At 61.0% G+C, this 11,460-nt stretch carries 8 protein-coding genes; 5 read left to right on the forward strand and 3 right to left on the reverse strand.

Features of this window, described 5'->3' with window-relative positions; genetic code table 11:
• Positions 1-46: 46 nt before the first annotated feature.
• On the forward strand, positions 47-1,066 hold the full coding sequence (locus N8H71_RS27235; protein ID WP_007952033.1) for a quinone-dependent dihydroorotate dehydrogenase: 1,020 nt from the start codon (positions 47-49) through the stop codon (positions 1,064-1,066).
• 259 nt (positions 1,067-1,325) lie between these two features.
• Here the strand turns inward: N8H71_RS27235 and rmf are convergent, their stop codons facing one another.
• Positions 1,326-1,541, reverse strand: coding sequence for a ribosome modulation factor (gene rmf / locus N8H71_RS27240; RefSeq protein ID WP_003223300.1), 216 nt, complete (start codon positions 1,539-1,541; stop codon positions 1,326-1,328).
• A 530-nt stretch (positions 1,542-2,071) separates the two neighbouring features.
• Here rmf and rlmKL point away from each other — a divergent pair.
• Entirely contained in the window at positions 2,072-4,342 is a 2,271-nt protein-coding gene (rlmKL, locus tag N8H71_RS27245; protein WP_262196374.1) for a bifunctional 23S rRNA (guanine(2069)-N(7))-methyltransferase RlmK/23S rRNA (guanine(2445)-N(2))-methyltransferase RlmL, read from the forward strand.
• A gap of 146 nt (positions 4,343-4,488) precedes the next feature.
• Positions 4,489-6,873 (forward strand): sensor domain-containing diguanylate cyclase, encoded by a 2,385-nt coding sequence (locus N8H71_RS27250; RefSeq protein ID WP_262196375.1) that lies wholly within the window; start codon positions 4,489-4,491, stop codon positions 6,871-6,873.
• Between the two features lie 126 nt (positions 6,874-6,999).
• Here the strand turns inward: N8H71_RS27250 and dacB are convergent, their stop codons facing one another.
• Complete coding sequence (gene dacB, locus N8H71_RS27255; RefSeq protein WP_007952030.1) at positions 7,000-8,460, reverse strand: D-alanyl-D-alanine carboxypeptidase/D-alanyl-D-alanine endopeptidase; 1,461 nt, start codon at positions 8,458-8,460, stop codon at positions 7,000-7,002.
• 234 nt (positions 8,461-8,694) lie between these two features.
• Here dacB and N8H71_RS27260 point away from each other — a divergent pair, with 234 nt between their 5' ends.
• Complete coding sequence (locus N8H71_RS27260) at positions 8,695-9,039, forward strand: YggL family protein (protein ID WP_007952029.1); 345 nt, start codon at positions 8,695-8,697, stop codon at positions 9,037-9,039.
• 60 nt (positions 9,040-9,099) lie between these two features.
• Here N8H71_RS27260 and N8H71_RS27265 read toward each other — a convergent pair whose 3' ends face one another.
• On the reverse strand, positions 9,100-10,290 hold the full coding sequence (locus N8H71_RS27265) for a benzoate/H(+) symporter BenE family transporter (protein ID WP_262196376.1): 1,191 nt from the start codon (positions 10,288-10,290) through the stop codon (positions 9,100-9,102).
• A 347-nt stretch (positions 10,291-10,637) separates the two neighbouring features.
• On the opposite strand from N8H71_RS27265, the gene N8H71_RS27270 reads away from it, so the two are divergent.
• A complete protein-coding gene (locus N8H71_RS27270) occupies positions 10,638-11,402 on the forward strand; it encodes a GntR family transcriptional regulator (protein ID WP_007952027.1) in 765 nt (254 codons plus the stop codon).
• Positions 11,403-11,460: the final 58 nt, after the last annotated feature.

The raw sequence follows: 11,460 nt of genomic DNA on the forward strand, positions 1-11,460 counted from the left end.
CGGCTATAATCGCCGCCTCTTTTCGCCGCCCGAGTCATAGCCGCCCATGTACACCCTGGCCCGTCAGCTGTTGTTCAAACTTTCCCCGGAAACCTCCCACGATCTGTCGCTGGATCTGATCGGCGCGGGCGGGCGTTTGGGCCTCAACGGCTTGCTGTGCAAGGCCCCGGCGTCGCTGCCGGTGAATGTCATGGGCCTGGAGTTCCCGAACCCTGTCGGTCTGGCGGCCGGTCTGGACAAGAACGGCGCGGCCATCGACGGCTTCGCCCAGCTGGGTTTCGGTTTTGTCGAAATCGGCACCGTGACCCCGCGTCCGCAGCCGGGCAACCCGAAACCACGGATTTTCCGCCTGCCGGAAGCCGAGGCGATCATCAACCGCATGGGTTTCAACAACCTCGGCGTGGATAACCTGCTGGCGCGGGTGGCGGCGGCCAAATACAAGGGCGTGCTCGGGATCAACATTGGCAAGAACTTCGACACCCCGGTCGAGCGCGCGGTGGATGACTACCTGATCTGCCTGGACAAGGTCTACGCCCACGCCAGTTACGTCACGGTCAACGTCAGTTCGCCGAACACCCCGGGCCTGCGCAGCCTGCAATTCGGTGATTCGCTCAAGCAATTGCTGGCGGACCTGGCCACGCGCCGCGCCGAACTGGCCCTGCGCCACGGCAAACATGTACCGCTGGCGATCAAGATCGCGCCGGACATGACCGACGAAGAAACCGCGCAAGTCGCGCAAGCGCTGATCGAAACCGGGATGGACGCGGTGATCGCCACCAACACCACCCTCAGCCGTGTGGGCGTCGAAGGCATGGAACACGGTGACGAGGCGGGCGGTCTGTCCGGTGCGCCGGTGCGTGAGAAGAGCACCCACACCGTGAAAGTGCTGGCGTCCGAGCTGGGCGGCAAGCTGCCGATCATCGCGGCGGGCGGTATCACTGAAGGCAAGCATGCGGCCGAGAAGATCGCTGCCGGTGCGAGCCTGGTGCAGATCTACTCCGGCTTCATCTATAAGGGTCCGGCGCTGATTCGCGAGTCGGTCGACGCCATCGCCGCCAAACGCTGATCCTTTGTGAGAGCGAGCTTGCTCGCGATGGCGTCCGTTCAGTCAACATTTCGTGTGACTGATGCACCGCCATCGCGAGCAAGTCGAGTCGTCGCACCGTCGCTCCCACAGGTTTTGTGTATGGCATAAATAATGTGGCAGGCATAAAAAAGGGCTCCTCGAAGGAGCCCCTGGGCCGTAGCCCGCCGTCCGGGAAGGACGTGCATGGTGATCAGGTTGTTACGAAATCAGATTGTCGTGTCGCAATAAGTGCCCTGTGTCAGCCGACGGCGTGAAGTTCGTTGAGTCTGTGGATTCCCGCAGTGCCGGTCATACCGTCCCAGTTGTCGCCGCGTCCTTCTCGCCAGCCGTTGATCCAGGCTTGACGTACCGACGGTAGAGTAAATGGGCAAAGCTCACGGGATTTGCCACCAACGCCATATTGATATCCGCGCAAAAATGCTCTTTCCAACGGATCACGCTTAAGTCTTCTCATAGGGTGTTTCCCTCACTTGTTGACTGTTTTTGTCGCGTCGACCTCAATTGAGGTCTGGCAGAAAAACTCTGCCGTTGGCGGCTCGCTGCCGGCGTGGCGAGCCAAGGTGTTGACGCCGTTGCGACGTCAACCTGTGTCCAGTTCTAACCAATGAGTCACATCGATGGAATGACCGTTTTGTCATAAGGACGTAACGAAAAAGATGCTATGGCCATAAGTAACCGCGTATTTATCCAGTGTTTATTGGCCAAACCCCGGTATGATCGGCCCCGCGCTGGATGATGAGGTTAATCCTTTAGTGAGAATGACCCACGTTTACACTCGGGTACTATTCGACGAAGGGTTGTCCTGAATCATTTTGTTGCTTCAACTTTTTTATCTGTCCCGGCATCTAAGCTCCTTTAACCCGAGCAGCGGGGATGGAACGGCACACCTTCGTGCCACGCGGGCGCTCTTGTAGAAAAGCGCCTGATTGAAAACCGGATCGGCAATGCGTTGCCGGTTCATTAGCCAAAGGCTCTGGAAAAACCATGTCCGACCGTTTCGAACTCTTCCTCACTTGCCCCAAAGGCCTTGAAGGCCTGCTCATCGAGGAAGCCGTCGGGCTTGGCCTTGAAGAGGCCCGCGAACACACCTCCGCCGTGCGTGGCATGGCGACCATGGAAACCGCGTATCGCCTGTGCCTCTGGTCGCGTCTGGCCAACCGGGTGCTGCTGGTGCTCAAGCGTTTCCCGATGAAAAACGCCGAAGACCTGTACCACGGCGTACTCGACGTCGACTGGCAGGACCATATGCTGGCCGACGGCACCCTGGCCGTGGAATTCAGCGGTCACGGTTCGGGCATCGACAACACTCACTTTGGCGCTTTGAAGGTCAAGGACGCCATCGTCGACAAACTGCGCACCCCGCAGGGTGACCGCCCTAGTATCGACAAGCTCAACCCGGACCTGCGCATTCACCTGCGTCTGGATCGCGGCGAAGCGATTCTGTCCCTCGACCTCTCCGGTCACAGCCTGCACCAGCGTGGCTACCGCTTGCAGCAGGGCGCTGCGCCGCTGAAGGAGAACCTTGCGGCCGCGATCCTGATCCGTTCCGGCTGGCCGCGCATTGCCGCCGAAGGTGGCGCGCTGGCTGACCCGATGTGCGGTGTCGGCACGTTCCTGGTAGAAGCCGGCATGATCGCCGCCGACATGGCGCCGAACCTGCGTCGCGAGCAGTGGGGCTTCACCGCCTGGCTCGGTCACGTCCCGGCGCTGTGGAAAAAACTCCATGAAGAAGCCGTAGAGCGCGCCGCTGCCGGTCTGGCCAAGCCGCCGCTGTGGATTCGTGGTTATGAAGCCGACCCACGGCTGATCCAGCCGGGCCGCAACAACGTCGAGCGCGCCGGCCTGAGCGAGTGGATCAAGATCTATCAGGGCGAAGTCGCAACCTTCGAGCCGCGTCCGGACCAGAACCAGAAAGGTCTGGTCATCTGCAACCCGCCGTACGGCGAGCGTCTGGGCGATGAAGCCAGCCTGTTGTACCTCTACCAGAACCTCGGCGAGCGTCTGCGTCAGGCCTGCCTGAACTGGGAAGCGGCGGTGTTCACCGGCGCGCCGGACCTGGGCAAGCGCATGGGCATCCGCAGCCACAAACAGTATTCGTTCTGGAACGGCGCGCTGCCGTGCAAGCTGCTGTTGATCAAAGTTCTGCCGGATCAGTTCGTCACTGGCGAGCGCCGCACCCCGGAACAACGTCAGGCCGAGCGCGAGCAAGCCGCCTACGATCAGACGCCGAACGAGCCGCAAGAGCGCAAGTTCAACAAGAACGGCAACCCGATCAAACCGACGCCGGCCCCGGCACCAGTGATCGAGCAGCCGCGCCTGAGCGAAGGCGGGCAGATGTTTGCCAACCGCCTGCAGAAAAACCTCAAGGCGATGGGAAAGTGGGTCAAGCGCGAAGGCATCGATTGCTACCGCGTCTATGATGCGGACATGCCGGAATACGCCATGGCCATCGATCTGTACCACGACTGGGTGCACGTTCAGGAATACGCCGCGCCGAAGTCGATCGACCCGGAAAAAGCCTCGATCCGCATGTTCGACGCCCTGGCGGCCATTCCGCAGGCGCTGAACATCGGCAAGAGCCGCGTGGTGGTCAAGCGTCGCGAGCGTCAGAGCGGCACCAAGCAGTACGAGCGTCAGGCGGCCCAGGGCAAGTTCAATGAAGTGACCGAGGGTGGCGTGAAGTTGCTGGTCAATCTCACCGATTACCTCGACACCGGGTTGTTCCTCGACCACCGCCCGATGCGCATGCGGATCCAGAAAGAGGCCGCCGGCAAGCGCTTCCTCAACCTGTTCTGCTACACCGCGACCGCTTCCGTCCACGCAGCCAAGGGTGGCGCGCGCAGCACCACCAGCGTCGACCTGTCGAAAACCTACCTCGACTGGGCGCGCCGCAACTTGTCGCTCAACGGCTTCTCCGACAAAAACCGTCTGGAGCAGGGCGATGTGATGGCGTGGCTGGAAAACTGCCGGGAAGAGTACGACCTGATCTTCATCGATCCACCGACCTTCTCTAACTCCAAGCGCATGGAAGGCATCTTCGACGTGCAACGTGACCAGGTGCAGTTGATCGACCTGGCCATGGCGCGCCTGGCAGCGGGCGGGGTGTTGTACTTCTCCAACAACTTCCGCAAGTTCCAGCTCGAAGACAACCTGGCCGAGCGTTACGCGGTCGAGGAAATCACCACCAGCACCATCGACCCGGATTTCGCCCGCAACGGCAAGATCCACCGCGCCTGGAAAATCACGGCTCGTTGACACTCTGCAATATTGGATCCACAGAGCCTTGATTTTTAAAGGCTCTTGGATCCTTTCAGAACTAGCCAAATTAGTGGCTAATAGCTATAACTCACACACGGCCGATGGGGTTTTTCCCGCAGATGCTGACGTAGTGAGTGGCTTTTATGTCGTTGCACCCCGTGCGCCCGAAGATATTGGGTTTTATCAGCGAAGAAGTCTCGGCCTGGCTGGTCGGGCTGCTGGTATTGCTCGCCGGCGGGATTCTCACGGGGCTGCTCGCCTGGGGCACCCTCAATCAGTTTCATAGCCAGTTGCGCCAACGCTTTCAGCTGCTGGCCAACGAGCGCTACAGCCGCATCGAAGAGCGTTTTCAGGATCAGGAGCAACGTCTCGATGGACTGCGCCGTTTCTTCGCCAACTCCGAATCGGTGTCCCGCGCCGAGTTCGATGGTTACACCCAGCCTCTTTTACTGCGTACCCAGGCTTATTCATTCGCTTTGCGGGTGAGCGGTGCCGAGCGTGGCGCGTTCGAGCAACGGGTGCGTGACGAAGGTCTGAGCACTTTCAGTGTGCGTGAACTCAATGCTCGCGGTGAGCTGCAGTTGGCCTCGGCCCGCGATGAGTACGTTGTCGTGGTGTACAGCCAGACCCAGAGCCGGCTCGGCTCGCCGCTGGGCTATGACTTGCTCGCGCAGCCGTTGCGCCGCACGACGCTTGAACGTGCCGATCAGCTCGGCGGCCTGGCGGTTTCGCAGCCGATGCATCTGGTCGCCATCGAACCGGCCTATGCGCGCGGCGTTCTGTTGGTTGCGCCGGTGCTGCGCTCGGGTGAAGCCAGGTCGTACGGTTATGTGATGGCGGTCATCAGCATGCGTCAGCTGCTGGCGGACGGTTTGCCGGATGCGCTGCATGACTACCTTTCGGTGCGCATTCTCGATCTGTCCACCAACGATCAGCATGAGGTGCTGTTCGAGTCCACCAATGAGCCTGCGCCGAGCGATCTGTCGGCCACTCGGCTGGTGCGCATGGCCGATCACGATTATCAGGTGGATATCGCGCCGAGCGAGGCCTTCATTCAGGCTAACCATTCGTCGGTTGCCAGTGTGGTGATTCTCGGCGGATTGCTCAGTCTGCTGCTGAGCGCGCTGCTTTATGTGCTGGTCAGTCAGCGCCAGCGCGCGTTGCGCATGGTCGAGTTGCGCACCCAGGAATTGCATGAGCGCGAACAGGAGCTGCGCGGCACTCACGGCCAGTTGCGCGGGGTGCTCAACGCGGCGACACAGGTGGCCATCATCGCGACCGACCTGCGCGGGGTGATCAATACCTTCAACCCCGGAGCCGAGCAAATGCTCGGTTATCGCAGCGTTGACGTGGTCGGCCACATGACCCTGGAGAATCTGCATTTTCCTCGGGAGCTGGTGGCTCGCGCCGCCGAACTGAGCGCCCGCTACGGCAAGGCCATTCCGACCTGTCAGGCGATGCTGGTCGAGGGCGGCGAAGTCGGCGGGCACGAGGCGCGGGAGTGGACGCTGGTGCGCAAGGATGGCAGCCATATTCCAGTGAACATGCTGGCCACTCCGGTGCTGGACGAACAGGGCCTGTGGGTCGGCCATCTGGCGATCTGCATCGATATCACCGAACGCAAGCGCGTGCATGAAGTGCTGGCGGCCCGGGACGTGCTGTTGAAAAAGCTCAGCGCCCACGTTCCGGGCGGAATCTATCAGTTCAAGATGGAGTTCGACGGACGTTTCAGTGTGATTTACGCCAGCGATGGCATTCGCGAAATCTACGAGCTGGAACCGGACGTGCTGCTGCTCAACGCCGAAGCGATCTTCACCCGCATCCACCCGCAGGACACCACTCGCGTGCGCTCATCAATCCGCGCTTCGGCAGACAATCTCAGTCCATGGCGCGAGGAGTATCGGGTGCAATTGCCCGAGCGTGGTCTGCGCTGGGTTCGCGGTGAGGCGACCCCGGAGGAACTGCCGGGCGGCGGCGTGCTGTGGCACGGTTATATCTCCGACATCTCAGACCTAAAGCGCGTCGAAGAGGAGTTGCGCGCATTATCGGTGACTGACGCCCTGACCGGGATTCACAACCGGCGCTATTTCCAGGAGCGCCTGACCACCGAAATGGCCCGGGTCGAGCGTGGCGGTGGCGAGTTGTCGGTGATCATGCTCGACATCGACCACTTCAAACGGATCAACGATCAGTACGGTCACGCAGCGGGCGACCGCGTGCTGCAGGCGGTCTGCGAGCGAATCGGCCATCGTCTGCGGCGTACCGACGTGTTCTGCCGGTTGGGTGGCGAAGAGTTCATGGTGCTGTGCCCGGACATCGACGGCGATCACGCCCACATGCTGGCCGAGGAGTTATGGCAAAGCCTGCGCGGTGCGCCGATCGACGTGGTGGGGGTGGTGACGGCCAGTTTCGGGATTGCCAGCTGGCGACCGGGAGAGGGCGCGGATGCGCTGTTGCTACGGGCTGACTCGGGAGTTTACGCGGCGAAGCAGGGCGGACGGGATCGGGTTGAGCGGCAGATGCACTGATCCGGTTTGCCGGTGAACACTTGTAGGAGCGAGTTTGCTCGCGAAGGGGCCAGCAAAGTCGACATCTTTATTGACTGACTGGACGCCTTCGCGAGCAAGCTCGCTCCCACAGTGTTTGTGGTGTGCTTACAGAACCGAAGCAGTCTGCGGCGTCCGCGGCTGCTTGTAGAGATCCAGCAGCACCTGATCCAGCACCGACGATGCGCCGAACGGGGCCTTGTCGTTGAGGATCGCCACTACCGCCCAGGTGTTGCCGTTGACGTCGCGGCTGAAGCCGGCAATCGCCCGTACGGTGTTCAGGGTGCCGGTCTTGACGTGGGCTTCGCCGCGCATCGCGGTGGTTTTCAAGCGTTTGCGCATGGTGCCGTCGGTGCCGGCAATCGGCAGCGAGCTGATGTATTCGGCGGCGTAAGGGCTGTGCCAGGCCGCTTGCAGCATGCTGGCCATTTCACGGGCACTGACTCGCTCGGAACGCGACAGACCGGAGCCGTTCTCCATCACCAGGTGCGGCGCGGTGATGCCTTTCTTCGCCAGCCACTGACGCACCACGCGTTGCGCGGCCTTGGCGTCATCGCCGTCGGCATCGTTGCGGAATTTCTGGCCCAGGCTCAGGAACAGCTGCTGAGCCATGGTGTTGTTACTGTATTTGTTGATGTCGCGGATGATTTCCGCCAGATCCGGCGAGAACGCACGGGCCAGCACTTTGGCGCTGCTCGGCGTCGGGGCCAGACGATCCTTGCCCTGGATGCTGCCGCCCAGTTCTTTCCAGATCGCCCGCACGGCGCCGGCGGTGTAGGTCGCGTGGTCGAGCAGCGACAGATAAGTCTGAGAGCTGCAGCCTTCGCCCAACTGACCTGCCACGGTCACGGTCACGCTGCCATCGGCCTGCGGCACCGGGTTGTAGCGCACGCCGCCGGTGCATTGTTTGGAGTTGAGCGCCTTGACGGTGTTCTCGATGTTGATGCTGGCAATCGGCGGTTCGACCGAGATCAAAACCCGGCCATTGTCATTGCGGGCCACGAAACGCAGGGCCTTGAGGTTGACCAGCAGCGAATCCGGCTTGACCAGGAACGGCTTGTTCTCGTCATTGCCGTCATCGTTGAATTCCGGCAGTTGCGGCTGCACGAAGAAGCTGCGATCGAGCACCAGATCCCCGGTGACCTGGGTTACGCCGTTGGCACGCAGATCGCGCATCAGCAGCCAGAGTTTTTCCATGTTCAGCTTCGGATCGCCGCCGCCCTTGAGGTAGAGGTTGCCGTTGAGGATCCCGCCGTTCAGGTCGCCGTCGGTGTAGAACTCGGTTTTCCACTGATGGTTGGGGCCGAGCATTTCCAGCGCCGCGTAAGTGGTGACCAGCTTCATGGTCGAGGCCGGGTTGACCGACACGTCGGCGTTGTACACGGTCGGCGTGCCCGGGCCGTCCAGCGGCACCATCACCAGCGACAGGGCAGTGGGCTGCAGCTTGCTGGCCTTGAGGGCTTTTTCGACGTTGGGGGTCAGGGCGGTGTTGATGGTGGCAGCGGAGACGGGCAGGGCCAGCGGCAGAAGAAGGCCGGCCAGGAGCAGAGGACGCAACGATTTGATCATATGAAATAAAACCCTACAGCCGAGGGGAAAAAAGACGAGGACATGGATGAAAAGGCCCTCAGTGGTCATGAAAGTGTCGGCATTATGCCCCAAGGTGTAACAGCTTGTGCCTTTCGCAAGGGCGCCAATTCGTTATTTTTTTACAGGCGGTCGCACGCACGTCCCAGAGAGTCGGGCAATCGACGGCTTAAACTGGTAAAGTGCCGGCCGTTATTACTTAAGAGGATTGTTCCAATGGCGACTAACCGTTCCCAGCGTCTGCGCAAAAAACTGTGCGTCGATGAATTTCAAGAGCTGGGTTTCGAACTGAACCTGGGCTTCAAAGAAGACCTGTCCGAAGAAGCCATTGACGCTTTCCTCGAAGCATTCATCAAAGAAGCCATGGAAGCCAACGGTCTGGGCTATGTCGGCGGCGACGACTTCGGTCTGGTTTGCCTGCAGAAGCGTGGTTCGGTCTCCGAAGAGCAGCGCGCTGCTGTTGAAGCCTGGCTGAAAACCCGCTCCGAGCTGACTTCTACTGAAATCAGCCCGCTGCTGGACGTCTGGTATCCGGAAAAGCCGATCAACGCGGCCAAGTGATACTGAAAAAACGGCGACCTGAGGGTCGCCGTTTTTTTATGCCTGCGTTTTAACCAGGCCTCAGGCCTTGCGCCAGTTGAGGATCAGCAAGGTCAGCACCCCCGCGACAATCCCCCAGAACGCGGAACCGATGGAAAACAGCGTCAGCCCCGACGCCGTGACCATGAAGGTGATCAGCGCCGCTTCCCGTTCCTTCACCTCGGTCATGGCGATGCTCAAGCCGTTGATGATCGAGCCGAACAGCGCCAAAGCAGCAATCGACAGCACCAGCTCCTTCGGCAGCGCGGCAAACAGTGCCGCCAGCGTGGCGCCGAACACCCCGGCAATCCCGTAGAAAATCCCGCACCACACGGCAGCGGTGTAGCGTTTGTTGCGATCCTCATGGGCATGCGGCCCGGTGCAGATCGCCGCGCTGATGGCCGCCAGGTTGATACCGTGGGAACCGAACGGCGCCAGCAGCAGGGACGCGATGCCGGTAGAGGTAATCAGCGGCGAGGCCGGGACGTTGTAACCATCGGCCCGCAGCACGGCGATGCCGGGCATGTTTTGCGAGGTCATCGCTACAACAAACAGCGGAATGCCGATGCTGATGGTCGCGGCGAGGGAGAAGTGCGGCGTGGTCCAGACCGGCGTCGCCACTTCCAGATGAAAGCCGCTGAAGTCCAGCAGCCCCATGAAGCCCGACAACGCGGTGCCGATCAGCAGCGCGGCCAGCACCGCATAACGTGTCGACAGGCGTTTGACGATGAGATAAGTGAAGAACATCCCCAGCACCAGGCCGGTGCGATGCTGCGCGGCGACGAAGATTTCGCTGCCGATCTTAAACAGAATCCCCGCCAGCAGCGCGGCGGCGAGGGAGGCCGGGATCTTTTTCACCAGCCGTTCGAAGCTGCCGGTCAGGCCGCAAATGGTCACCAGCACCGCGCAGGTGATGTAGGCGCCAATCGCTTCGCCGTAGGTAACGCCGCCAAGGCTGGTGATCAACAGCGCTGCCCCGGGTGTAGACCAGGCAATGGTGATCGGTGTGCGATAACGCAGGGACAGGCCGATCGAACACACCGCCATGCCGATGGAGATCGCCCAGATCCATGACGAAATCTGCCCGCTGGTCAGGCCCGCCGCTTGCCCGGCCTGGAACATCAGCACCAGCGAACTGGTGTAGCCGGTCATCATCGCGATGAACCCGGCGACGATGGCGGAGGGCGATGTGTCCGCCAGCGGGCGCAGTCGGGTGTGGGTAATTTCGTTCATGACAGCGGTATTCCTTGTACCAATGAAGATATTTGCTGCTATGCGAAACCCTTGTGGGAGCGAGCTTGCTCGCGATGACGGCGGAACAGTCGACATTAGAGTTGAATGTCCAACCGCTATCGCGAGCAAGCTCGCTCCCACAGGGATCGCGGATTCTGCGATCAAGCCTAAACTCAAACGTAACGGAGCGTTGCAATACAGCCGAAGTCACAAACAGCCGTACAGTCGTGTTGCCACCTTCCATTGTGTACAATCGCGCTGTTTTTTACGCGATACTTGCCAGCGACCCACTGTGCCGTATTACAGTCACGGTCAATTCGCCGCCGTTCTTCCCGACTCGAGTGCCCATGAACGAACAGTTGCAACCCCTCAAGAAACAACCGCGAGCAGGCAAAGCCGGCCGCAGCGGAACCCAGGACGATATTGTCTATGCGCATATCTTCGAGGCCATCCTCGAACAGCGCCTGGCGCCCGGCACAAAGTTGAGCGAAGAAGCGCTGGGGGAAATTTTCGGGGTCAGCCGCACCATCATTCGCCGCGCGCTCTCGCGTCTGGCCCATGAAGGCGTGGTGCTGTTGCGGCCGAACCGTGGCGCGGTCGTGGCCAGCCCGAGCGTTGAAGAGGCGCGTCAGGTGTTCCTCGCCCGACGTCTGGTGGAACGCGCGATCACTGAGCTGGCGGTGCAGCACGCCACCGCCGAGCAGATCGCCGAACTGCGCCAGATGGTCAACGACGAGCGCGACAGCTTCTCCCGTGGCGATCGCGGCGCCGGCATCCGGTTGTCGGGTGAATTCCACCTGAAACTGGCCGAAGCGGCGAAGAACGCGCCGTTGATCAGCTTCCAGCGCAGCCTGGTTTCGCAGACGTCGCTGATCATCGCCCAATATGAAAGCGGCAACCGCTCACACTGTTCCTACGACGAGCATACCCAGCTGATCGACGCCATCGAAGCACGCAACGGCGAGCTGGCGGTGGACCTGATGATGCATCACATGGATCACATCGACAGCAAGCTCAACCTCGACGAGGAAAGCGCTTCGGACGATCTGCATGCAGTGTTCTCGCACCTGTTGCAGACCAAGAAGCCGGGGCGGCCGGCGGTCAAGCTCTGAGTCAGACCGCGGCGCGGCCTTCGCGAGCAAGCTCGCTCCCTGTCTCTTATACACATCT

This window comes from Pseudomonas koreensis, from assembly GCF_025447595.1.
GTDB lineage: Bacteria > Pseudomonadota > Gammaproteobacteria > Pseudomonadales > Pseudomonadaceae > Aquipseudomonas > Aquipseudomonas koreensis_H.

Coding starts and splice junctions, on each gene's coding strand:
- N8H71_RS27235 (WP_007952033.1), top strand. CDS start 47: ATGTACACCCTGGCCCGTCAGCTGTTGTTCAAACTTTCCCCGGAAACC.
- rmf (WP_003223300.1), bottom strand. CDS start 1,541: ATGAGAAGACTTAAGCGTGATCCGTTGGAAAGAGCATTTTTGCGCGGA.
- rlmKL (WP_262196374.1), top strand. CDS start 2,072: ATGTCCGACCGTTTCGAACTCTTCCTCACTTGCCCCAAAGGCCTTGAA.
- N8H71_RS27250 (WP_262196375.1), top strand. CDS start 4,489: ATGTCGTTGCACCCCGTGCGCCCGAAGATATTGGGTTTTATCAGCGAA.
- dacB (WP_007952030.1), bottom strand. CDS start 8,460: ATGATCAAATCGTTGCGTCCTCTGCTCCTGGCCGGCCTTCTTCTGCCG.
- N8H71_RS27260 (WP_007952029.1), top strand. CDS start 8,695: ATGGCGACTAACCGTTCCCAGCGTCTGCGCAAAAAACTGTGCGTCGAT.
- N8H71_RS27265 (WP_262196376.1), bottom strand. CDS start 10,290: ATGAACGAAATTACCCACACCCGACTGCGCCCGCTGGCGGACACATCG.
- N8H71_RS27270 (WP_007952027.1), top strand. CDS start 10,638: ATGAACGAACAGTTGCAACCCCTCAAGAAACAACCGCGAGCAGGCAAA.